The sequence below is a fragment of the Pseudomonas sp. WS 5071 genome (assembly GCF_012985765.1).
Lineage (GTDB): Bacteria > Pseudomonadota > Gammaproteobacteria > Pseudomonadales > Pseudomonadaceae > Aquipseudomonas > Aquipseudomonas lundensis_A.
In genome coordinates, this window is record NZ_JAAQWY010000015.1 from 16,416 (window position 1) to 37,899 (window position 21,484).

A 21,484-nucleotide genomic window follows, 5' to 3' on the forward strand; every position below is an offset into this window, starting at 1 on the left:
CGAGTAGGCCGCTGCAAGCAGCCCCTCGCGGCAGGATTTAAACCTTGAACCGGCGTACCAGCCCTTGCAGGTGAGTACCCAGCCTCGCCAGTTCGACACTGGAAGAGGCGGTTTCTTCGCTGGCGGCGGCCGTTTGCTCAGACACGTCGCGCACGTTGAGCACGCTGCGATTGATCTCTTGCGCCACGCTGCTTTGCTGTTCGGCGGCGGCGGCGATTTGTTGGTTCATGCCCTGAATGGTCGACACCGTGCGGGTGATGGTGCTCAGCGATGCACCGGCGCGGCGCGTCAGTTCGACACTGTTGTCGGTCAGCACGCGGCTGTTGTCCATGCTTGCAGACACCCGCTGTGTGCCGTTTTGCAGGCCAACGATCAGCTCTTCGATCTCCTCTGTGGAGGCCTGAGTGCGTTGGGCCAGGCTGCGCACCTCATCGGCCACCACGGCAAAGCCGCGCCCGGCCTCGCCTGCACGGGCGGCCTCAATCGCCGCATTAAGCGCCAGCAGGTTGGTCTGTTGCGACACTGACTTGATGACATCAAGCACGCTGCCGATCTTGCCGCTTTCCTGGCGCAGGTGCGTCATCGCCTCCGTGGATTTCTCGACTTCGGCGGCCAGATGTTCGATTTGTTCCATGGCCTGAGCCACGACCGTGTCCCCTTCACGCGCTTGCTGGTCGGCTGCGACGGCGGCAACCGACGCGTCTTCGGCATTGCGGGCCACTTCGTGCACGGTGGCGGCCATTTCATGCATCGCCGACGCGACTTGGTCCGTTTCGATTTTCTGACTGTTTACCCCGGCGCTGGTCTGTTCGGTCACGGCGGACAACTGTTCGGCGGCGCTGGCGATCTGGGTCACGCTGTCGCTGATGCCGCCGATCAGTTCACGCAGCTCGCCGGTCATGCGCGCAATGGCGTGTTGCACCTGCCCCAGCTCGTCGCGGCGTTGGGTCGGGTGATCCTGGGTCAGATCGCCAGCGGCCACCGCTTCGACAATGCGCAACGTGTGTTGCAGCGGGTTAACGATTTGCCGGGTAATCAGCCACGCCGCCAGCGAGCCGAGCACCAGCGCCAGGACGGCGCACAGCGCCAGCGCGGTTTTGGCATATTGCGCGTCGCTGTCACGTTTTTCGGTTTGTGATTGAGCCAATTGATTGCTCACGTTCACCAGGCTGTCACCCAAGGCTTTGAGCTTGTTTTGTTGTTGGTCGCTGAGCACTTGTGAGTCACGAAACTGCACAAATGTGTCGCCATAGCGAGTCAGCGCTGTTTTGACTTGTTGCAGCTGCGGGGCGTATTCGGTTGGCAGGGTGCTCGACAGGCGGGTGAGTTCACTTTGGGCGCGGCTGATGGCGTCCAGTGCGGGTTGAGCCGCCTGTGCTTCACCACTGTGGGTGTAGCCGCGCACTTGATAGCGCGCGTTTTGCAGTTGGCGCAGCAACTGATCGACCCGGTTGAGCATGGCCAGGTCATTGCCCTTGAGCACGTCCTGCTCAATGGTGTCGATATGCGCGACGGCACTGTCGGCGCTGGTGCCCAGCAGCGCACGGCTCACTTCACGGGCCTGAGTGGCCTCGTCGATCTGGCTGAAGATTTTTTTGTATTCACCGATGGCTTTCACTTCTTGAGTGATCATCGCCACATCTTGAGACAAGACCAGTTGTGTCCTGGCTTGCTTGAGGTTGTCTTCGATCCGGTTCAACAGATCGTTGACCTCGGTGGGGCCATGTGCGCCATTGTCGCGGTCATAAGAGACGCGGGCGATTCGCAGGTCTTTGACCAGTGCGACGGTGTCGGAAATGGTGCTGAGCTTGTTGCTGCGATCAATGATCGATGCCAGCCCGAGCCAGCCTGTGACAGTAATCAACAGCGTCAGCACCAGCACCAGGCCGAAGCCGAGGCCAAGTTTACGATTGACGCTGATATTGCCCAGCGTGGTAGTCAACCAAGTGTTCATGGTGATGCTCCTTATCTGATCGATTCACATCGATACAAGCCGTCCATGGCCACTGAGTATCTTTTTGCGGAGCCTGTCTATCGGCTGCCTGCGGGGCAACTTGAGGGATATGTACGAATTGTATTTATTGCAGGATGTTTTCCAGCAAACGAAACCGTGTTGGATGCCGCTGCATGGGCAGGAGCTGCAATCGGGTGCGAGGCACCCGCAAACAGTGATGAACGCCTTAAAAAAGACGGGCGAGGAGGGCGGTGACGGCTGTTTCGACCCGCAGGATGCGCGGCCCCAGTTGCACCGGTTGCAGGCCGGCGTTGGTCAATAAATCAATTTCGTAAGGGATCCAGCCACCTTCCGGACCGATGGCCAGGGTCACGGCTTCGTCCAGCCCGCGCGGGCATTCAGGGTAATTGCCCGGATGGCCCACCAGCCCCAGCGTGCCTTGCACCAGGGCGGGCAGGCGATCCTCGACGAAGGGTTTAAAGCGCTTTTCGATGATGACTTCAGGCAGCACGCTGTCCCTGGACTGTTCCAGCCCGAGGATCAGTTGCTCGCGAATTGCGTCAGGCTCTAGGAACGGGGTCTGCCAGAAGCTTTTTTCAACCCGGTAACTGTTCACCAGTACCACGTTGGGGACGCCCATCGACGCCACGGTTTGCAGCACACGGCGTAACATTTTCGGGCGAGGCAGGGCCAGCAACAGGGTCAGGGGCAGTTTGGCCGGTGGCGGCTGGTCGAGACGGTGGATGACCAGCTCCGCCTCTTTGGCTTCAAGGCGCACCAACTCGGCAGTGCCCATCAACCCGCCAATCCGACCGACTCGCAGGCTGTCGCCAACAGCAGCGCGGTGAACGTCTTGCATGTGTGTCAGACGTCGATCGCGCAGGATCACGCGGTCGGCGGCGATGAAATCAGCCTCTTCGAGGAGCAGCAGGTTCACGCGTGTGGCGCTGGCGGTTGGGCGTTTTGATCGGCCGGTTGATCGTCTGCGTCGCCGCGTGTGTTTTTGCTCACGAGGCTGCCGAACAGAATGCCGATTTCAAACAGCATCCACATCGGGATCGCCAGCAGGGTCTGGGAGAAGATGTCCGGCGGGGTCAGGATCATGCCGACCACAAAGCAGCCGATGATCACGTATGGGCGGATCTTGCGCAGGTAGCTGACGTCGACGATGCCGATCCACACCAGCAGCACCACGGCCACCGGGATTTCAAAGGCGACACCGAAGGCGAAGAAGAGGGTCATGACGAAATCGAGGTAGCTGCTGATGTCGGTCATCATGGCCACGCCTTCCGGGGTGGCGGCGGCGAAGAACTTGAACACCAGCGGGAACACCAGGAAGTAAGCAAAGGCCATCCCGGCGTAGAACAAAAAAATGCTGGAGATCAGCAGCGGCACGGCGATGCGTTTTTCGTGCTTGTACAGGCCGGGCGCAATGAAGCCCCAGATCTGGTGCAGGATCACAGGGATCGCAATGAACAGCGAAACCATCATGGTCAGCTTGAGCGGCGTCAGGAAGGGCGAAGCCACGTCGGTGGCGATCATCGTGGCGCCAACCGGAAGGTATTCGCGCAGCGGCGTGGAAACCAACGTGTAGATCTGCTGCGTGAAGGCGAACAAACCGGCGAAGATGATGAAAATCGCCGCGATGCAGCGCAACAGGCGGGTGCGCAGCTCGGTCAAGTGCGAGACCAGCGGCATCGGCTGGTCATTTTCAGGAATGTCGCTCATGCGCTTAAGGGGCTCGCGGTGGCAGGGTTGGGTCGTGTGGCGCTGCCGGTTCAGGCGCAGGCTCGGACGCGGTTTTGCTCAGGCTCACAGGCGCGGGGCTGGCGGGTTCGGCAGGCGGCGCGGCCGCCACGGGAGTCGCAGGCGGCTCCACCGGTGTGACCGGCTTCACCGCGTCTTGCACAGGCGCCATGATCTTCTTGGCTTCCTCTTCCATCGACAGGATATGTTCGTTGTGCAGTTGCCGACGGATTTCGTCGGCCCCGATTTCACGTTCAACTTCCTGTTTTATCGCGTTGAAACTGCGTTTCAGGCGCCCGACCCACAGACCTGCCGTGCGTGCGGCCCCCGGCAGCCGCTCGGGACCGAGCACCAGCAAGGCCACGAGGCCGACGAGCAGCAGTTCACTGAAGCTGATACCGAACATGGGTTTTGGCTCACACGTCTTTGCGGGTTGGCTCTTCGACTTTTTGTGCCTGCACGTCGATGGTGTGCGGCTCGCTCAAGGTCGACGTGGTGTGCGGCTGCGGCGCGGCAGTAGGCTGCGCAGGCGGCACCACAGGCTCGGCCGGCTTCTCGTCATCGTTCATCGCCTTGCGAAAGCCTTTGATCGACTCGCCGACGTCAGTGCCCAGGTTTTTCAGTTTTTTGGTGCCGAAGACCAGTACCACGACTACCAGAATGACGATCCAGTGTTTCCAGTCAAAAATGCCCATGATCTGTTCCTTTGCAAAAGAGGTTAGGCGGACGGCCGCGAGGCTTTTTCCACGTGGCCGGAGGTGCCGATGCGACGCTCCAGTTCATCCAGCACAGCCTGGGGATGCTGCCCCAATTGGGCGAGCATGATCATGCTGTGGAACCACAAGTCAGCGGTTTCGTAGATCACATCGCTGCAATCGCCGCTGATGGCGGCGTCTTTGGCGGCAATGATGGTCTCTACCGATTCTTCACCGACCTTTTCCAGAATCTTGTTCAAGCCCTTGTGGTACAGGCTGGCGACATAAGAACTGCCCGGTTCGGCATTTTTACGTTCTTCAATGACCTGGGCAACGCGGCTCAAGGTGTCAGTCATGGGAGTGCCCTGCTTGGTAAATGGCGTGCGGGTCTTTAAGGACCGGATCAACGGTCTTCCACTCAGCGTTTTCATACACGCGGTAGAAGCAACTCTGACGTCCGGTGTGGCAGGCGATGTCGCCGATCTGCTCAACCATCAAGATGACGACGTCGGCGTCGCAGTCCAGGCGCATCTCGTGCAACTTTTGCACATGCCCTGATTCTTCGCCCTTGCGCCACAGCTTGCCACGGGAACGTGACCAGTAAATGGCACGGTTCTCGGCCGCAGTCAGGCTCAGTGCTTCGCGGTTCATCCAGGCCATCATCAAGACGCGCCCGGTTTTATGGTCTTGGGCAATCGCCGGCACCAGGCCGTCGCTGTCCCATTTGATCTCGTCCAGCCAGTCTTTCATGTTTGACTCCGACAACGGGCCCGAACCTGATGGCCCGGACCGGCGAATGCACAGTTTGCCAGCCTCACCTGGGGCTGGCTATCGGCGCACGATCAGATACAAGCCCACGGCCAGCATGATGCCAGCGGGCCAATAGCCGAGGGCGTGCAGGGGGCCAACGGAGGCCAGCAAAGCACCTGCGGCCAAATGTCCCGCCCCGAGCAAGCGCAAGAACCAGCTATCCCGAGGTTCAGTGACCACCAGTTTCTGGTTTTTCGCGTGAGGCTGCGAGAGGCGCTCCAGTAGGTCGCGGGTCATGCCAGCCAGATGCGGAATTTGCTCGACCTGGCTGTGCAAGTTGCGCAACAGGGTTTTGGGGCTGACGCGTTCACGCATCCAACGCTCAAGGAAGGGTTGCGCCGTGCTCCACAGATCGAGGTCGGGGTAAAGCTGACGTCCGAGGCCCTCGATGTTGAGCAGGGTTTTTTGCAGCAACACCAACTGCGGCTGGACTTCCATGTTGAAACGTCGCGCCGTCTGGAACAGGCGCATCAGCACCTGACCAAAGGAAATTTCTTTCAGCGGTTTTTCGAAAATCGGTTCGCACACCGTACGTATGGCCGCTTCGAACTCATTGAGTTTGGTGTGTGCTGGCACCCAGCCCGAATCAATGTGCAATTGCGCCACACGGCGGTAGTCACGCTTGAAGAACGCGAACAAGTTGCGTGCCAGATAGTCCTGATCTTCAGGCGTAAGGCTGCCGACGATGCCGCAGTCGATGGCAATGTACTGCGGGCTCCAGGGGCTCACAGTGCTGACGAAAATATTGCCGGGATGCATGTCTGCGTGGAAGAAGCTGTCGCGGAACACCTGGGTGAAGAAAATCTCGACGCCGCGTTCAGCCAGCAGTTTCATGTCGGTGCGCTGATCGGCGAGGGCGGCCAGGTCCGTGACCTGAATCCCGTAAATGCGCTCCATGACCAAAACTTTCGGGCGACACCAGTCCCAATAAATTTGCGGTACATACAACAGTGGCGAGCCTTCGAAATTACGCTTGAGCTGACTGGCATTGGCCGCTTCGCGCAACAGGTCGAGTTCGTCGTAAATGGTTTTTTCGTAATCGCTGACCACATCCACCGGGTGCAACAGACGGGCATCTGCGCTCAGACGCTCGGCGGTCTTGGCCAGAATGAACAGCCACGCCAGATCAGAACCGATGATCGGCTTGAGACCCGGGCGAACGACCTTGACCACCACTTCTTCGCCGGTCTTGAGCTTGGCGGCGTGCACCTGCGCGACGGATGCCGAAGCCAGCGGTTCGATATCGAAGCGGCTGAACACGTCACTGATTTTGGTCCCCAACTGCTCCTCGATCAGTTTCACGGCCAATTGCGGGTCGAACGGCGGTACGCGGTCTTGCAGCAGCATCAACTCGTCCGCGATGTCGGGCGGCAGCAAATCGCGACGGGTGGAGAGGATCTGCCCGAATTTGATAAAAATCGGCCCCAAATCCTGCAACGCCAGGCGCAACGCAGCGCCTCGGCTGAGTTCAAGCTTTTTGCGCGGGAACCAGCGCCACGGCAACACATAGCGCAGCGACAGCATCCACCATGGCAACGGCAGGGCGAACAGCAGGTCATCCAGTCGGTAACGAATGACAACGCGCTGGATGCGAAACAGACGACGAATGGCAAGCAGCTTCATGCGGGATCGCTGGAATTGAGGGATCGAGAAAGGCGCTCAACGCGCGCTTCCAGTCGGTCCAGGTCGAGTTTGAGTTGGTCCAGTTCGTTAAAGCGCGCTTGCGCTTCACGTTCTCCGACCAACGTGCGGGCTTCTTCGCTCAGGTATTCGGCCAGGTTCTGATTAAGGCTGGCGAACCCGTGTTGATACCAGTTGGCGCGGCTGCGCACATGACCGGCGATCAGGGCGGTCGCGACCGGGCCGATCCAGCGTGAGAGCTCGAACTCCCAGTTCAGCTCCAGATCTTGAAGGATTGCCGCCAGTTCCATCAGCACGTGGCTGTCGCCTTCGAGGTCGACCTGCGGGCCATGTAACACAGCGGTTTTGTCTTTGCTCAAGGCCAGACGCAGCAAGCTGGACGCCGGGGCGCGCAGGGTGCAATCGGCGTCAGCGGCCCATTGGCCAGCCAGCAGCAATCCTTCATCGCTGGGCAGGATGAACAGCTGCAGCGCGGGGCTCGCGCATTCAACCGCAATAACCTTGCCGGTCAAAGGTCGCATGCGCGCCAGTGCAGTGCTGTCCAGGCGCAAGACACGGTTTACACCGCTCTCGACGCTGGCGAGAAGGCCGCTGAGCAGCATCAGGGCTTGATGCCGCGGTGCAAGGCAACAATGCCCGAGGTCATGTTGTGGTACGTCACGCGGTCAAAACCGGCTTCGACCATCATTGACTTCAGGGTCTCCTGATTCGGGTGCATGCGGATCGATTCAGCCAGGTAGCGGTAGCTTTCCGGGTCGTTGAGCACCAGCTTGCCGACCATGGGCATGAACGCAAACGAATAGGCGTCATAGACCTTGGACATCAGGGCGTTGGTCGGTTTCGAGAACTCCAGCACCAGCAGGCGACCACCGGGTTTGAGTACGCGCAGCATCGAGCGCAGGGCGTCCTCTTTGTGGGTCACATTGCGCAAACCGAAAGCGATGGTCACGCAATCGAAGTAGTTGTCCGGGAACGGCAGCTTTTCAGCGTCGGCCTGAACAAACTCGATATTGCCGGCCACACCTTTGTCCAGCAGGCGGTCACGGCCGACTTTGAGCATCGAGGCGTTGATATCGGCCAAGACCACCTGACCGGTGGGACCGACCAGATGCGAAAACTTGCGCGCCAGATCGCCCGTGCCGCCAGCGATGTCGAGCACCTTGTTGCCCGGACGAACACCCGACAGCTCGATGGTGAAACGCTTCCACAGGCGGTGCATGCCGCCTGACAGAACATCGTTCATCAGGTCATATTTGCCAGCTACGGAATGGAATACCTCGGCGACTTTTTCCGCTTTCTGGCTTTCCGGAACGTTTTTGAAGCCGAAGTGTGTGGTGGGTTCGGCATCGCTGCCTTTGCGCTGATCAGTCATATCGCTGTCACCAAAAGAGAATGCTGGCCATTCTAATCCCGGAGGCTGACTTTGTCTTGGCGAGGGTCAATGTAAGTATAGTGAGCGGCTTATTTATGAGGAGAACCGCCATGGCGCACATCAACGTTGAACGCACCCATACCCTTGGCCTGGAGGTCGCACGCGTGAAGGCGCGGGACGTGGTTGCCAAGCTTGAGTCGCAATACGGGCTCAAGCCTCAATGGTCGGGAGACAAGGTCGCCTTCAAGCGCTCAGGTGTGGATGGTGTGCTGGAAATCAGCGAGAACACCGTCAAGGTCGATGTGAAACTGGGCATGTTGATGTCAGCGATGAGCGGCATGATCAAATCTGAAATCGAGCGTTCGCTGGATAAGGCGCTGGCGTGAATTGACATCAGGCTTGCTGCCCCTGCCGTTCCCACTCGGCTGGGTGGCAAGTGGAAGTAAGGGGTGTGAACGCATGTGTTGGAGGCAGTCACTTTATTGTGTGCGAGGCGTCGGCGCTTGACGCTGATGACGTAAGCCATTGAGCGGGAAGTTTCTTAAGTTGTTTATTTGTATAGGGTTTAGTTGAAGGGAGTAGAGGTTTTCTTATTTTTTATAATTTCATGTTTGTGGGTATTGTTTGGCCAGAATTAACAAAGCCAACAGGGAATTATTGAATGTCTGTTTATCGCTATATGGTTGTGCATGCCCCTAAAGTTGATCACAAAGAAGCGGTTGAAAAGGCGCGAGCCGTGATCCATGCCTTCGTCAAAAATCGTGAGTCTCTAATCGTCGATGAACAGCAACAGGACGAAGACCTTACCCGGTTTGCCATTCAGGATACGAGCGAGCTGAATGTCGGTTGTATTATTGTCTATCGCAACAGTGTGATGTTCACATTGATGGGGGAAGTTGCAGAGAAAGACAGTTGGAGCATGGAGATTGATGCAGTTGATTTAATGGAAGAAGCCTTCCCCGAGTCGCGTCTGCAATAAGTATTGCCTCCGTACGGTACGCATTGTCGATAACGTCATCCCTTCCAGAAAGGGATGGCGTTTTTGCCTTGCGTGGAACCTGCGTACATGAAATGTGCTGCCTCGGCGGTTTTTTTAGCAGATGAACGGCTTGATTCCTCGACTGTTTGGCAATGCCAGGGCAACAGGGCGTTGGGGCCAGGCGTTCGCTCAAGAACAGGTCGGCGCATAGACGGTATTGACCGCGGTTCAAAAGCAAGCAGGGTACGCTGCCCGAAGGTTTATTTGGCATGAGTAACGCATCCCGTCGAATGCTCGCCATACGACGTGCTGGTCTGAAAAGATCAATCCTTGTTTGATTTGTAGTGGTTTATCACTCTTTAAGTACGCTTGGGTGCTCTAAGGTGTAGGGATTTTTACTTTTGTGCGCTTCAAAGTATGAAGTTAAATGAGCGAAAGATTTGTTAGGTGCATGTTAGAGCGCTTGCATTAAGAGTCGATAACTAGATCGGCAGGGTTGTGGGTTCTATGGAGAGCGCTATAGTTATTTATAGCGAATAAAGAAGTGGTTATTGATGAGTGCTGCTTTATTCGCTGGCAGTCTTGCTTGGAGTTGTCCGGTACTCGGTTCTTCATATTATGTGTGTCAGTGCTGTTCGCCCGAATTGGCGAGAGACTGATTTAATTAAATCAACGAGATGATGTGTTTTTAACAAGCGCCTGGATGGCGTTTGATCTTGGTGATCAACCCCTGATATTAAAAGGATTTATTTGATGGCGGATATAAAGATTACACGTGAGCACAATTTGGGCCTTGATAAGGCGTTGGCGCACGCGCGCGGCCTAGTCGATGGTTTGGCTGAAAAGTATGGTTTGACAACCTATTGGTCTGATACGGGCGTGACGGTTAAACATGGGCTGAGCGGGATTACCGGTACGCTGGAAGTCACAGACAAAGTGGTGACGGTATTCGTGGAGCTGAATTTTTTACAAAGCGCATTCAAGGGCGTTATTGAGTCCACGATCAATTCGATCCTGAACAAAGAATTGGGTTGAGGCCTGGCGCCTCAAGCTCATACTTCTCGAAAACCATGGCCTCCGCAGGCCATGGTTGTATCTGGCGTAGCCGCCCCTTGAATTACACGGCTTTAGCGTCTAAACCTGATGGAGGTGAACATTTTGTTCATCTTGATGATTCGACAGTTTGGCTACGTATGTCGCGACTGAACATTGAGGGGAACACGATGGCTGCTAAAAAACCGGCTGCACCTGCTAAAGAAAGCCATTCATGGGTAGGCAAAGTAGAAGAGTATTCGCGCAAAATCTGGCTGGCAGGTCTGGGTGTGTATTCGAAAATTGACACCGATGGCAGCAAGCTTTTTGACAGTTTGGTCAAGGATGGCGAGAAGGCCGAGAAACTGACCAAGGCCGCTGAACCTAAATCAACCAAATCGGCCACCCGTTCCAAGGTCGAGGATGTAAAAGAGTTGGCCTTGGGTAAATGGGGTGAGCTGGAAGAAGCGTTCGACAAGCGCTTGAGCAATGCCATTTCTCGCTTAGGCGTGCCAAGCCGTGATGAAGTTAAAGTCTTGCAGGCTAAAGTTGAGACGCTGACCAAGCACATTGAAAAGTTGTCGACAGCAGCTGCCAAAGTAGCGGCAACCAAAACGCCAGCAGCCAGCAAGTCTGCACCGGCCAAACCGGCGGTCAAGCCTGCTGCAGCGAAAGCAGCGCCAGCCAAACCTGTCAGCAAACCTGCGCTCAAGCCAGCAACTAAACCTGCAGCCAAGCCAGCGGCCAAAAAAACACCTGCTGCGGCCAGCAAATCTGCGGCTAAACCGGCAGCTCCCAAATCCGCCACGCAAAAGCCAGCAGCAAGCAAAAAGCCGACGCCACCCAAGACCACAGCAGCCACCCCTCCAGCAGCCACCCCGCCTAAAACTGAAACACCGGCGTCCTGACGAACGCTAAGCTTCGCAGCCGCTGACGAGCAGCACGAGATTGCGCCTGGCGTATGACCCCGCTACGGCGCACCCTCGCAATTAGCCGATGAAAGCCGTTTGGTGTGAGTCGTCAATCACAGCCAGTGTGCAAAGCAGGCAGCCAAGCCTCTCACAACATTAATTTGACGATTGACTCGGACGGATCGCGAGACTTTCCGGCTTTTTTCAGTTCAGCCAGGTAGTCGTCCCAAAGCTCACTCTGACGCCGACCCAGCTCATACAAGTATTCCCACGTGAACAGCCCGCTGTCGTGCCCGTCATCAAAGGTGATCTTTAGCGCGTATTGGCCTGCGTGCTCAACTTTGTTGATCCCCACATTGATCTTGCCCGTTTGCAGGATTGGATTGCCGTGGCCTTGAACCTCGGCGGACGGTGAGTGCACACGCAAGAACTCGGCAGGCAGATGGTATTCCTCGCCTGAGTGGTACTTGAGCGTGAGTGTTTTCGAGGCTTTATGCAGGTTGATGGCGTTCGGAATCATGGTCATAACCGTTGGTCTCCATAAACACCGTAGCCGCGGGTGCAGGTCACGAACAGGCTTCAGTCCTCTTCGCAACCTGCGCCAGCGGCTACAGGTGTCATGTTTGCCCTTGCGGGCACGTGGCTTACAAGATGTAGCGCGACAGGTCTTCGTTTTCTGCCAACTCGCCCAAGTGGCTGTTGACGTACTCGGCATCGATCCGGATCGGCTCTTCTTGTTGCGCGCTGGCGATGTCGCCTGCGCTGAAGGACACCTCTTCCAGCAAGCGCTCAAGCAGCGTGTGCAAACGGCGCGCACCGATGTTTTCGGTTTTCTCGTTCACTTTCCAGGCAATTTCGGCCAGGCGCTTGATCCCTTCAGGCATGAACTCGATGTTCAGGCCTTCAGTTTTCAGCAACTCGCGGTATTGCTCGGTCAATGAGGCGTGCGGCTCGCTGAGGATACGTTCGAAGTCTTCAGGCGACAACGCTTTGAGCTCGACACGGATCGGCAAACGGCCTTGCAGCTCAGGCACCAGGTCGCTTGGCTTGCTCAGGTGAAATGCGCCCGAAGCAATGAACAGGATATGGTCAGTTTTGACCATGCCCAGCTTGGTGTTGACCGTGCAGCCTTCGATCAGCGGCAGCAAGTCGCGCTGTACGCCTTCACGGGAAACATCGGCGCCGCCCACGTTGCCGCGCTTGGCCACTTTGTCGATTTCGTCGATGAACACAATGCCGTGTTGCTCAACAGCTTCCAGCGCTTTGGCTTTGAGCTCTTCGTCATTGACCAGACGGCCGGCTTCTTCGTCACGCACCATTTTCAGGGCTTCTTTGACTTTCAGCTTGCGGCTCTTGCGCTTGCCTTTGCCCATGTTGGCAAACAGGCTCTGCAATTGGTTGGTCATTTCTTCCATGCCTGGCGGCGCGGAAATATCGACGCCAACGGCATCAGCTACTTCGATTTCGATCTCTTTGTCGTCCAGCTGGCCTTCACGCAGGCGTTTGCGGAACAGCTGGCGAGTGTTTGTATCCTGCGGGGCAGCAGCTTCTTCACCAAAGGTACGCGCCGGTGGCAGCAATGCATCGAGGATGCGCTCTTCGGCAGCGTCTTCGGCACGGTGGCGAACTTTGACGATTTCCTGTTCGCGCAACAATTTGATTGCAGCGTCTGCCAGGTCACGAATGATCGATTCGACGTCGCGGCCCACATAGCCCACTTCAGTGAACTTGGTGGCTTCTACCTTGATGAACGGTGCATTGGCAAGTTTGGCCAGGCGACGGGCAATTTCGGTTTTACCGACACCGGTCGGGCCGATCATCAGGATGTTCTTGGGCGTCACTTCAACGCGCAGCTCTTCAGGGAGCTGCATGCGGCGCCAGCGGTTACGCAGCGCAATAGCGACGGCACGCTTGGCATCGTCCTGGCCGATGATATGGCGATTGAGTTCGTGGACGATTTCGCGGGGGGTCATGGACATAGTAGTTGGCGTTCCTCTAGCTGAATGAAGGGCACGAACGGGTCGATGAATTGACCCGCCAAGCGGTTTATTCAGCGAGGTCCTGCTCCTCAATAGTGATGTTGTGGTTGGTGAATACACAGATGTCGCCAGCGATGCCCAAAGCGGTTTCGGCAATTTCGCGGGCCGACAGCTCGGTTTTCATCAGCAGGGCGCGTGCAGCGGCTTGAGCGAATGCACCGCCCGAACCCATGGCGATCAAGCCGTCTTCAGGCTCAACCACGTCACCGTTGCCGGTGATGATCAATGAGGCATCTTTGTTGGCAACGGCCAGCATGGCTTCAAGGCGGCTCAGCGAGCGGTCGGTACGCCATTCTTTGGCCAACTCGACAGCAGCGCGAACCAAATGACCCTGGTGTTTTTCCAGTTGTCCTTCAAAACGTTCGAAGAGGGTAAATGCATCAGCGGTGGCGCCAGCGAAACCGGCAATGACCTGACCGTGATAGAGACGACGGACTTTTTTCGCATTGCCTTTCATGACGGTGTTGCCAAGTGAAACCTGGCCGTCGCCAGCCATGACAACTTTGCCGTGACGGCGTACTGAAACGATGGTGGTCAAGGGAAGAGTCTCCACGCAGCGGGGCGAAAATGCCTGTTGGAGATACATATGGGGGTGCAGTCGAGTATTTCAACTGCGAGAAGGGAATGTGGATGAGCGGTGAAACAACAATCGCCAGCCAACCTGTGCCTGAAGATCCTGAGTGGGATCTGCAAGCACGGCGGGCTGACGAGGGTTAGCGGCGCTGCTGTAGCAACAGGTTACTAAAGCCGCTGCCCGCCAATTGCTTTTGCGCAACGGTGAGCTGGTCGCGGTTGCTAAACGGCCCCACCAGCACGCGGTACCAGGTTTCATCCTTCACTGTCCCGGCTTCGACCGTGGCGGTCTGGCCGAGCAGGATGATCTGGGCGCGCACTTTTTCTGCGTCCGCTTGTTTGCGGAACGAGCCCGCCTGCAAGAAGAACTTGGTGACCGGTGCTGCTTTGGCCACCGGTGGCGCAGGCGGTGGTGTGATGCCGCTCAATGCCGCCTGGGCACGCGCGGTGTCGATCTTGGCCGCTTCAGCCGGAGTCACGGGTGCCAGCGGCGCGGTTTGCGGCGTCGGCGGGGTTTTCTCCGGCACGGCTTCTGGCGGCACGATCACTTCAGATTCAGGCAGCAACGTGTAGAAGTCGTACTTAGGCTTGGCCGGTTGCGTCGGGCTTGGCGGTGTTTTATTGGCTTGCGCCGTTTGCGAAGCCTTCTGCTGCTCTTGCTTGACCCGTTTGACGTCGTCGCCCTTGCCGGGTTCGAGTTTCATCAGAAACACGATAAATGCGCCCACGGTCAGGCCGATGGCCATCCACAGCCAACCGGGAATCGGTTGCTTGGCGGGCGCCTGATACCGACTGGCGCCGCGCTTGGGTGCAGGTTTTTTCTTGGCGGCCAACTTACATGCGCTCCAGAGTTTCCAGGCCCAGCAATTCCAGACCTTGCTTGAGGGTACGGCCCGCCAGGGCTGCCAGGCGCAGGCGGCTTTGCTTTTGTGTTTCGTCTTCTGCATTCAGGATCGGGCAGTTCTCATAGAAGCTGGAGAACAGGCCGGCCACTTCGTACAGGTAGGTACACAGAATATGCGGCGTGCCTTTCTCGGCAACGTTGTTCAGCACTTCGCCGAACTGCGCCAGCTTGGCTGCCAGCTCGAGCTCTTGAGGCGCTTGCAGTACGATGTGACCTTCAACTTCGTTGAAGTTTTTGCCCAGTTTGCGGAACACGCCCGCCACACGGGTGTACGCGTACAGCAAGTAAGGCGCGGTATTGCCTTCGAAGTTCAACATCAGATCGAAGTTGAAGCTGTAGTCGCTGGCACGGTGCTTGGACAAGTCGGCGTATTTGACCGCGTCGATGCCGACCACTTTGGCGATGGCGCGCAGTTCTTCTTCCGGCAGCTCCGGGTTTTTCTCTTTAACCAGCGTGTAGGCGCGCTCTTTGGCTTCGTTGAGCAGGTCGATCAGTTTGACCGTGCCACCGTCGCGGGTTTTGAACGGGCGGCCGTCAGCGCCGTTCATGGTGCCGAAGCCCATGTGCTCCATGTCCATCGGGTGCGTCACGAAACCGGCCTTGCGCGCTACGGCGAACACTTGCTGGAAGTGCAGGGCCTGACGCTGGTCGACGAAGTACAACGCGCGGTCGGCTTTGAGGACGCCGCTGCGGTAGCGGATGGCCGCCAAGTCAGTGGTGGCATACAGGTAGCCGCCGTCGGCCTTGACGATGATCACAGGCAGCGGCTCGCCTTCAGCGTTTTTAAACTCATCGAGGAACACGCATTGTGCGCCGTTGCTCTCGACCAGCATGCCTTTGGCCTTGAGGTCGTTGACCACGTTGATCAAGTCGTCGTTGTAGGCACTTTCGCCCATGACGTCGGCCATGGTCAGTTTGACGTTCAGCAGTTCGTAGATTTTCTGGCAGTGTGACAGCGAGATGTCCTTGAACTTGGACCACAGCGCCAGGCAATCCGGGTCGCCGGCTTGCAGCTTGACCACCAGGCTACGGGCACGGTCGGCAAACTCGGGCGACTCGTCAAAACGCTGTTTAGCGGCACGGTAGAAGTTTTCGAGGTCAGACAGCTCGTTGCTGGTGATCGGGTTCTCTTCCAGATAGGCCATCAGCATGCCGAATTGGGTGCCCCAGTCGCCTACGTGGTTCTGACGGATCACTTCGTCGCCCAGGAACTCCAGCACGCGGGCTACGCCGTCGCCAATGATGGTCGAACGCAGGTGGCCAACGTGCATTTCTTTGGCCAGGTTGGGGGCGGACATGTCGATGACGGTGCGCATGGCCGGGGTGGCCTTGCGCACGCCGATTTTTTCGTCGGCCAGCGCGGCATCGAGACGCGATGCCAGCGCCTGGGTGTTCTGGAAGAAGTTCAGGAAACCGGGGCCGGCGATTTCAGTCTTGCTGATTTGTTCATCGGCCGGCAGGGCAGCGATGATTTTTTCAGCCAGGTCACGCGGCTTCATGCCCGCAGGCTTGGCCAGCATCATGGCGATGTTGCTGGCGAAGTCACCGTGGGTTTTGTCACGGGCGTTTTCCACCTGAATCGCTGGCGTCAGGCCTTCAGGCAACACACCTTCTGTGACGAGTTGAGCAAGGGCTTGTTGAATAAGCTGGCGAATGGTGTCTTTCATGGTCTTCTCTTTCGACCGCAAGCGCGGTAGCGCTTCATTGCGCAGGTGGAAAAACTGGGCATTATCCGTTGCCGGGTCGGCCTTGCCAACCTTGGCAGTCGGGTAATGGATCTGTGGTGGCGATCCCTTCGTGATCCGGGATCCGTTCACACCTTCAAGGGTGCCTATATAGATAGGGGCGCAGTTGCTCTCGATCAACAACTGTGCGGTCAATAGAGGTCAACCGGATCAACGTCCAGCGACCAGCGCACTTGTCGTCCGCCAGGCATTTGTTCGAGCACCAACAGCCATTGACTTAGCAACCGGTGCAACGGCGCACGGGCATTGGCCTGCAACAATAATTGAGCGCGGTAGCGCCCGGCACGGCGCTCCATTGGCGCGGGCACTGGGCCAAGCAGTTCGACGCCGGTCAGGTTCAGTTCGCCCAACAGGCGTTCGGCCTCGCTGCACGCTTCATCCAGAAACCCTTCGGCCTGCCCCGGTTTATGGGCTTCGGCCCGCAGCAAGGCCAGGTGCGCGAACGGTGGCAACCCGGCCGCGCGGCGTTCACTGAGCGCTTGCTCGGCAAAGGCGAAGTAGCCTTGCTCCGTCAGCTGGATCAGCAGCGGGTGGTCGGCCAGGTGGGTCTGGATAATCACCTTGCCCGGCTCTTCGGCGCGCCCGGCACGTCCGGCCACCTGCACAATCAACTGCGCCATGCGCTCGCTGGCGCGAAAATCACCGGAAAACAGACCACCATCGGCGTCCAGAATTGACACCAGTGTGACCCGCGGGAAGTGATGGCCCTTGGCGAGCATTTGCGTGCCGATCAAAATGCACGGTTTGCCTTTCTGGATGGTGGCGAACAGTTGGTTCATCGCATCTTTGCGTGAGGTGCTGTCGCGGTCGACACGCAGCACCGGGTAGTCCGGGAACAAAATCCCCAGCCGCTCTTCGGCGCGCTCGGTGCCCGCGCCAACGGGGCGTAAGTCAACCTTGCCGCATTGCGGGCAATTGCGCGGGACACGTTCGACATAGCCGCAGTGGTGGCAGCGCAACTCCCCCGAGCGCTGATGAACGGTCATGCGCGCATCACAGCGCTGGCACTCCGACATCCAGCCGCAGTCATGGCACAGCAACGTGGGTGCAAAACCCCGGCGATTGAGGAACACCAACACCTGCTGACCTGCTGCCAGCGTCTGACCAATCGCTTGTTGCATCGGCCCGGAAATGCCGCTGTCCAGCGGACGACTTTTTACATCGAGCCGCAGGAAGCGTGGCTGTTTGGCTCCACCAGCGCGTTCATTCAGGCGCAGCAAACCATAACGGCCGGTGTAGGCGTTATGCAGGCTTTCCAGAGACGGGGTGGCAGATCCGAGCACGATCGGGATGTTTTCCTGTCGTGCTCGCACCAGTGCCAGGTCGCGGGCGTGATAACGCAAGCCTTCCTGCTGTTTATAAGAGCCGTCGTGTTCTTCGTCGATGATGATCAGCCCCGGGTTTTTCATCGGGGTGAACAGTGCCGAGCGGGTGCCAATAATAATGTCGGCTTCGCCATCCCGGGCGGCCAGCCAGCTTTCAAGGCGTTCACGGTCATTGACCGCCGAATGCACCAGCGCGATGCGTGCATTGAAGCGCTGCTCGAAGCGGGCCAGGGTTTGCGGGCCGAGGTTGATCTCCGGGATCAGCACCAGCGCTTGCTTGCCGGCTTCCAGCGTCTCGCGGATCAGTTGCAAATACACTTCGGTCTTGCCGCTGCCCGTTACCCCGGCCAACAAAAATGCGTGAAAGCTGCCGAGCCCGGCGTGGATGGCCTCATACGCGGCCCGCTGTTCACTGTTGAGTGGCAGTTCGGGCTGCGCCAGCCAGTGCTCGTGGCGCTCGCTTGGGGCATGACGGCGGATTTCCACGGTGACCAGCTCTTTGGCCAACAACAGGTCCAGGCTGTCTTTGCTCAGCATCAGCTTGCTCAACAACTGATGTGCAACGCCATGCGGATGCTGCGACAAGGTCGCCAGCGCCTCCCGTTGACGGGGTGCACGGGCGATGCGCGGGTCGTCCAGGCGAGCGCCGGGAGCCACCTGCCAAAAGCGTTCCTGACGCGCTTCGGCCAATTCGCCCTGACGCAACAGAACCGGCAATGCCCAACTCAGGGTGTCGCCCAGGCTGTGCTGGTAATACTGCGACGTCCACAGGCAAAGTTTGAACAGCGAAGGGGGCAGGGGCGCGGTGGTATCAAGCAGTGCAATCGCGGGCTTGAGTTTGTCGGCGGGCACATCGCTGTGATCGACCACTTCTACCAACATGCCAATCATCTCGCGTCGACCGAACGGCACCCGCAAGCGCATGCCCGGCTGCAGTTGATCGCGGCGTACGCCCGCAGGCGCCCGGTAATCAAACAAGCGGCGCAAGGGGGAAGGCAGGGCAAGGCGCAAAATGGCGTCGGGCACGCGGGGCTCTCAAGTGATGAACGGCAAAGATGGCCCGGAGACTAGCAGACAAAGCACTTCGGGACTAAAAGGCAGGCCGTTTAAAGATGAATGATTTTGGAGGGAGCATGCTTGGCCGCTTGCGTCAATGCAAAGGTCTGGTATTATCGGCGCCCTAAATTTACGTGCGGTATTCAACAATGGTGTTGAGTGGCGGCACGCTAGCCTGAGGAATACCCATGAAAGCCGATATCCATCCAGCGTACGAAGTCATCGAAGTAACTTGCAGCTGCGGCAACAAGTTCGAAACCCGTTCGAACCTGTGCAAGCCACTGAACACTGACGTATGCAACGAGTGCCACCCGTTCTACACCGGTAAGCAGAAAACTCTGGACGTTGGCGGTCGTGTTGATCGTTTCAAAACTCGTTTCGGTGCTTTCGGTACTACCAAAAAAGCCGCCGAGTAAGGCGTATGACTCTGGACAGGCTCTTGGGTCTGACCGGGTTATTGAAAAAGGCGTCCCTTGCGGGCGCCTTTTTTGTGCCCGCGATTTGGCTTTCTTGCGTTCAGGCCGAGGTATTGTGCCCGGCGGCGCGTGCTGTAACGCCAGCTCAGGTGGAGCGCGTGGTCGACGGCGACACCCTGCGGCTCAAAGACGGTCGCAGTGTGCGGATGATCGGCCTCAATGCGCCGGAAACCGGTAAAAAAGGCCAGAGCGCCGAGCCCTATGCTGATGCTGCCCGCAAGCGTTTGCAGGCCTTGGTAGCACGTAGCGACGGACGCGTCGGGTTGCTGATGGGCAAGCAGGCCAAAGACCGCTACGGTCGCACGCTTGCCCACGTGTTCGGCGCGGATGGCAGCAATTTTGAAGCGCAACTGCTGGCCGACGGCCTCGCCTATCAGGTCGCAATTGCGCCCAACGTAGAACTGCTGGCGTGCCAACAAACGGCCGAACAGCGCGCGCGTTCGGCCGGGGCGGGGTTGTGGCGGCATTCGCCAGTGCTGGCGCCGTCGCAAATCAGCCGCTCGGGCTTCGTGCTCGTGAGCGGTACGGTGCGCAACGTTCAACGCAATCGCGGTGGATTTTGGATCGACCTTGATGGGGGTTTGGTGTTGCACATTGCACCCAATCATTTGGCCAGTTTCGACCCAAAAACCCTATCGCGATTGCAGGGAAGGCAGCTAGAGGCGCGCGGTTGGGTGCTTGATCGCTCGCGCCGGGGTAATTTGAAAGCGGGGCAGGCACGCTGGATGTTGCCTTTGACGCATCCGGGAATGCTAAAAGTCGGTTTTCGCTAAAAATTGTAGACAATTTTAAATGTAGATTGTGAACACTCAAGCCCTTGCTGGCTGCGGGTCTTGGCCCAAAGTCGTAGGGTAAAGCCCTTGACACTGCTGACCGGCCAGTCTTGTCGGGACTTTACGACACGCGTATGCTCGGCGATCCGTCTGTCCAACAGCAAAAAAGCGGAATGCCCACATGTCTGATTTGAAAACCGCCGCTCTCGAATATCATGCCCAGCCCCGTCCAGGGAAACTGAGTGTCGAGCTCACCAAAGCCACCGCAACTGCCCGCGATCTCGCGTTGGCATACAGCCCGGGTGTAGCCGAACCAGTGCGCGAAATCGCCCGCGATCCCGAGCTGGCCTACAAGTACACTGGCAAGGGCAACCTGGTTGCCGTTATTTCCGACGGTACCGCCATTCTGGGCCTGGGTAACCTCGGTCCATTGGCTTCCAAACCTGTGATGGAAGGCAAGGGCGTACTGTTCAAGCGCTTCGCCGGTATCGATGTGTTCGATATCGAAGTCGATTCCGAGAGCCCTCAGGCTTTCATCGACACGGTTAAACGCATTTCCATCACCTTCGGCGGTATCAACCTCGAAGACATCAAGGCCCCTGAGTGCTTTGAGATCGAACGTGCTCTGATCGAGCAGTGCGACATCCCGGTATTCCACGATGACCAGCACGGTACTGCGATCGTGACCGCAGCCGGCATGATCAATGCCCTGGAAATCGCCGGTAAAACCCTGTCTGACGCCAAAATCGTCTGCTTGGGCGCTGGCGCTGCAGCCATCTCCTGCATGAAGTTGCTGGTGAGCATGGGTGCAACCATCGAAAACATCTTCATGGTTGACCGTACCGGCGTGATTCACTCCGGCCGTGATGACTTGAACCAGTACAAGGCAGTGTTTGCCCACGCCACCGAGAAGCGTTCCCTGGCTGACGCCCTGGAAGGCGCTGACGTGTTTGTCGGCCTGTCCGGTCCAAACCTGCTGAGCGCTGAAGGCCTGAAATCCATGGCGGCCAACCCGATCGTGTTCGCATGCTCGAACCCGGACCCGGAAATCGCCCCGGAACTGGCGCACGCCACCCGTGACGACGTGATCATGGCCACCGGCCGTTCGGACTACCCGAACCAGGTCAACAACGTGCTGGGTTTCCCGTTCATCTTCCGTGGGGCACTGGACGTTCGCGCCAAGCGCATCAACGAAGAGATGAAGATCGCTGCGGCCAACGCCCTGCGCGAACTGGCAAAGCTGCCAGTGCCACAGGACGTGTGTGACGCCTACGGCGGTATCAAGCTGGAATTCGGTCGTGAGTACATCATTCCGAAACCAATGGACGCTCGCCTGATCACCGTGATCTCCGACGCTGTGGCCAAAGCTGCCATCGAGACCGGTGTTGCAACCCTGCCGTACCCGAAGAACTACCCGCTCAAAAGCGTGGATGACGTGTTCAACGGCTAAATT

Annotated in this window: 23 protein-coding genes and 1 pseudogene; 7 read left to right on the top strand and 17 right to left on the bottom strand. The window is 57.9% G+C overall.

What is annotated here, in order from left to right; genetic code table 11:
- Nucleotides 1-37: 37 nt before the first annotated feature.
- From HBN61_RS22970 to ubiE, 11 genes and pseudogenes are all read right to left on the bottom strand, one after another.
- A complete protein-coding gene (locus HBN61_RS22970) occupies nt 38-901 on the bottom strand; it encodes a methyl-accepting chemotaxis protein (RefSeq protein ID WP_524539075.1) in 864 nt (287 codons plus the stop codon).
- Nucleotides 893-1,954, bottom strand: a pseudogene (locus HBN61_RS22975) (methyl-accepting chemotaxis protein); the annotation flags it as partial. The gene HBN61_RS22970 and the pseudogene HBN61_RS22975, both read right to left, overlap by 9 nt.
- Before the next feature lie 226 nt (nt 1,955-2,180).
- Nucleotides 2,181-2,891, bottom strand: coding sequence for a 16S rRNA (uracil(1498)-N(3))-methyltransferase (locus HBN61_RS11125; protein ID WP_094993712.1), 711 nt, complete (start codon nt 2,889-2,891; stop codon nt 2,181-2,183).
- Nucleotides 2,888-3,682 (bottom strand): twin-arginine translocase subunit TatC, encoded by a 795-nt coding sequence (tatC, locus tag HBN61_RS11130; protein WP_170046779.1) that lies wholly within the window; start codon nt 3,680-3,682, stop codon nt 2,888-2,890. Before tatC ends, HBN61_RS11125 begins: the two co-directional genes overlap by 4 nt.
- Nucleotides 3,683-3,686: 4 nt before the next feature.
- A complete protein-coding gene (gene tatB, locus HBN61_RS11135) occupies nt 3,687-4,106 on the bottom strand; it encodes a Sec-independent protein translocase protein TatB (protein ID WP_170046780.1) in 420 nt (139 codons plus the stop codon).
- A 10-nt stretch (nt 4,107-4,116) separates the two neighbouring features.
- Entirely contained in the window at nt 4,117-4,395 is a 279-nt protein-coding gene (locus tag HBN61_RS11140; protein WP_170046781.1) for a twin-arginine translocase TatA/TatE family subunit, read from the bottom strand.
- A gap of 23 nt (nt 4,396-4,418) precedes the next feature.
- Nucleotides 4,419-4,751 carry a phosphoribosyl-ATP diphosphatase gene (locus HBN61_RS11145; protein WP_048364568.1) on the bottom strand — a complete coding sequence of 111 codons (333 nt, stop codon included), beginning with the start codon at nt 4,749-4,751 and terminating at the stop codon, nt 4,419-4,421.
- Nucleotides 4,744-5,145 (bottom strand): phosphoribosyl-AMP cyclohydrolase, encoded by a 402-nt coding sequence (gene hisI / locus HBN61_RS11150; RefSeq protein ID WP_170046782.1) that lies wholly within the window; start codon nt 5,143-5,145, stop codon nt 4,744-4,746. The genes HBN61_RS11145 and hisI overlap by 8 nt, the downstream gene beginning before the upstream one ends.
- 78 nt (nt 5,146-5,223) lie before the next feature.
- Complete coding sequence (gene ubiB / locus HBN61_RS11155) at nt 5,224-6,828, bottom strand: ubiquinone biosynthesis regulatory protein kinase UbiB (RefSeq protein ID WP_170046783.1); 1,605 nt, start codon at nt 6,826-6,828, stop codon at nt 5,224-5,226.
- A complete protein-coding gene (locus HBN61_RS11160; protein WP_170046784.1) occupies nt 6,825-7,448 on the bottom strand; it encodes a ubiquinone biosynthesis accessory factor UbiJ in 624 nt (207 codons plus the stop codon). Before HBN61_RS11160 ends, ubiB begins: the two co-directional genes overlap by 4 nt.
- Nucleotides 7,448-8,218, bottom strand: coding sequence for a bifunctional demethylmenaquinone methyltransferase/2-methoxy-6-polyprenyl-1,4-benzoquinol methylase UbiE (ubiE, locus tag HBN61_RS11165; protein WP_047272976.1), 771 nt, complete (start codon nt 8,216-8,218; stop codon nt 7,448-7,450). The genes HBN61_RS11160 and ubiE overlap by 1 nt, the downstream gene beginning before the upstream one ends.
- A 110-nt stretch (nt 8,219-8,328) precedes the next feature.
- Here ubiE and HBN61_RS11170 point away from each other — a divergent pair, with 110 nt between their 5' ends.
- From HBN61_RS11170 to HBN61_RS11185, 4 genes are all read left to right on the top strand, one after another.
- Nucleotides 8,329-8,604 (top strand): polyhydroxyalkanoic acid system family protein, encoded by a 276-nt coding sequence (locus HBN61_RS11170; RefSeq protein WP_047272977.1) that lies wholly within the window; start codon nt 8,329-8,331, stop codon nt 8,602-8,604.
- A 275-nt stretch (nt 8,605-8,879) separates the two neighbouring features.
- The gene (locus HBN61_RS11175) at nt 8,880-9,197 is read left to right on the top strand and encodes a hypothetical protein (protein WP_170046785.1); all 318 of its coding nucleotides are present in this window, start codon (nt 8,880-8,882) and stop codon (nt 9,195-9,197) included.
- A gap of 753 nt (nt 9,198-9,950) precedes the next feature.
- Complete coding sequence (locus tag HBN61_RS11180) at nt 9,951-10,232, top strand: polyhydroxyalkanoic acid system family protein (RefSeq protein WP_170046786.1); 282 nt, start codon at nt 9,951-9,953, stop codon at nt 10,230-10,232.
- Between the two features lie 188 nt (nt 10,233-10,420).
- Complete coding sequence (locus HBN61_RS11185; protein ID WP_170046816.1) at nt 10,421-11,137, top strand: phasin family protein; 717 nt, start codon at nt 10,421-10,423, stop codon at nt 11,135-11,137.
- 151 nt (nt 11,138-11,288) lie between these two features.
- On the opposite strand, the gene HBN61_RS11190 is transcribed toward HBN61_RS11185, so the two are convergent.
- From HBN61_RS11190 to HBN61_RS11215, 6 genes are all read right to left on the bottom strand, one after another.
- Nucleotides 11,289-11,660, bottom strand: coding sequence for a gamma-butyrobetaine hydroxylase family protein (locus tag HBN61_RS11190; protein ID WP_432760243.1), 372 nt, complete (start codon nt 11,658-11,660; stop codon nt 11,289-11,291).
- Nucleotides 11,661-11,784: 124 nt separating this feature from the next.
- The gene (gene hslU / locus HBN61_RS11195) at nt 11,785-13,119 is read right to left on the bottom strand and encodes an ATP-dependent protease ATPase subunit HslU (protein WP_094993702.1); all 1,335 of its coding nucleotides are present in this window, start codon (nt 13,117-13,119) and stop codon (nt 11,785-11,787) included.
- Between the two features lie 67 nt (nt 13,120-13,186).
- Entirely contained in the window at nt 13,187-13,717 is a 531-nt protein-coding gene (hslV, locus tag HBN61_RS11200) for an ATP-dependent protease subunit HslV (protein WP_016783176.1), read from the bottom strand.
- Between the two features lie 175 nt (nt 13,718-13,892).
- Nucleotides 13,893-14,585, bottom strand: coding sequence for an SPOR domain-containing protein (locus HBN61_RS11205; RefSeq protein ID WP_047272983.1), 693 nt, complete (start codon nt 14,583-14,585; stop codon nt 13,893-13,895).
- A gap of 1 nt (nt 14,586) precedes the next feature.
- Nucleotides 14,587-16,323 (bottom strand): arginine--tRNA ligase, encoded by a 1,737-nt coding sequence (argS, locus tag HBN61_RS11210; RefSeq protein WP_094993701.1) that lies wholly within the window; start codon nt 16,321-16,323, stop codon nt 14,587-14,589.
- 209 nt (nt 16,324-16,532) lie between these two features.
- Nucleotides 16,533-18,752 carry a primosomal protein N' gene (locus HBN61_RS11215; protein ID WP_094993700.1) on the bottom strand — a complete coding sequence of 740 codons (2,220 nt, stop codon included), beginning with the start codon at nt 18,750-18,752 and terminating at the stop codon, nt 16,533-16,535.
- Between the two features lie 218 nt (nt 18,753-18,970).
- On the opposite strand from HBN61_RS11215, the gene rpmE reads away from it, so the two are divergent.
- The 3 genes from rpmE to HBN61_RS11230 all read left to right on the top strand — a co-directional run bounded on the left by rpmE (nt 18,971) and on the right by HBN61_RS11230 (nt 21,481).
- Complete coding sequence (rpmE, locus tag HBN61_RS11220; protein ID WP_047272986.1) at nt 18,971-19,198, top strand: 50S ribosomal protein L31; 228 nt, start codon at nt 18,971-18,973, stop codon at nt 19,196-19,198.
- A 5-nt stretch (nt 19,199-19,203) separates the two neighbouring features.
- The gene (locus tag HBN61_RS11225) at nt 19,204-20,031 is read left to right on the top strand and encodes a thermonuclease family protein (protein WP_094993699.1); all 828 of its coding nucleotides are present in this window, start codon (nt 19,204-19,206) and stop codon (nt 20,029-20,031) included.
- A 181-nt stretch (nt 20,032-20,212) separates the two neighbouring features.
- Nucleotides 20,213-21,481: a malic enzyme-like NAD(P)-binding protein gene (locus HBN61_RS11230; RefSeq protein WP_094993698.1), complete on the top strand. Its 1,269-nt coding sequence runs from the start codon at nt 20,213-20,215 to the stop codon at nt 21,479-21,481.
- Nucleotides 21,482-21,484 lie beyond the last annotated feature (3 nt).

Bases quoted from the DNA above. Each gene is read 5' to 3' on its own strand.
- HBN61_RS22970 (WP_524539075.1), bottom strand. From the start codon at position 901: ATGACCGGCGAGCTGCGTGAACTGATCGGCGGCATCAGCGACAGCGTG.
- hslU (WP_094993702.1), bottom strand. From the start codon at position 13,119: ATGTCCATGACCCCCCGCGAAATCGTCCACGAACTCAATCGCCATATC.
- HBN61_RS11230 (WP_094993698.1), top strand. From the start codon at position 20,213: ATGTCTGATTTGAAAACCGCCGCTCTCGAATATCATGCCCAGCCCCGT.
- argS (WP_094993701.1), bottom strand. From the start codon at position 16,323: ATGAAAGACACCATTCGCCAGCTTATTCAACAAGCCCTTGCTCAACTC.
- HBN61_RS11175 (WP_170046785.1), top strand. From the start codon at position 8,880: ATGTCTGTTTATCGCTATATGGTTGTGCATGCCCCTAAAGTTGATCAC.
- rpmE (WP_047272986.1), top strand. From the start codon at position 18,971: ATGAAAGCCGATATCCATCCAGCGTACGAAGTCATCGAAGTAACTTGC.
- HBN61_RS11145 (WP_048364568.1), bottom strand. From the start codon at position 4,751: ATGACTGACACCTTGAGCCGCGTTGCCCAGGTCATTGAAGAACGTAAA.
- HBN61_RS11185 (WP_170046816.1), top strand. From the start codon at position 10,421: ATGGCTGCTAAAAAACCGGCTGCACCTGCTAAAGAAAGCCATTCATGG.
- ubiE (WP_047272976.1), bottom strand. From the start codon at position 8,218: ATGACTGATCAGCGCAAAGGCAGCGATGCCGAACCCACCACACACTTC.
- HBN61_RS11190 (WP_432760243.1), bottom strand. From the start codon at position 11,660: ATGATTCCGAACGCCATCAACCTGCATAAAGCCTCGAAAACACTCACG.
- HBN61_RS11160 (WP_170046784.1), bottom strand. From the start codon at position 7,448: ATGCTGCTCAGCGGCCTTCTCGCCAGCGTCGAGAGCGGTGTAAACCGT.
- HBN61_RS11180 (WP_170046786.1), top strand. From the start codon at position 9,951: ATGGCGGATATAAAGATTACACGTGAGCACAATTTGGGCCTTGATAAG.
- tatB (WP_170046780.1), bottom strand. From the start codon at position 4,106: ATGTTCGGTATCAGCTTCAGTGAACTGCTGCTCGTCGGCCTCGTGGCC.
- hisI (WP_170046782.1), bottom strand. From the start codon at position 5,145: ATGAAAGACTGGCTGGACGAGATCAAATGGGACAGCGACGGCCTGGTG.
- HBN61_RS11225 (WP_094993699.1), top strand. From the start codon at position 19,204: ATGACTCTGGACAGGCTCTTGGGTCTGACCGGGTTATTGAAAAAGGCG.
- tatC (WP_170046779.1), bottom strand. From the start codon at position 3,682: ATGAGCGACATTCCTGAAAATGACCAGCCGATGCCGCTGGTCTCGCAC.
- HBN61_RS11170 (WP_047272977.1), top strand. From the start codon at position 8,329: ATGGCGCACATCAACGTTGAACGCACCCATACCCTTGGCCTGGAGGTC.
- ubiB (WP_170046783.1), bottom strand. From the start codon at position 6,828: ATGAAGCTGCTTGCCATTCGTCGTCTGTTTCGCATCCAGCGCGTTGTC.
- HBN61_RS11140 (WP_170046781.1), bottom strand. From the start codon at position 4,395: ATGGGCATTTTTGACTGGAAACACTGGATCGTCATTCTGGTAGTCGTG.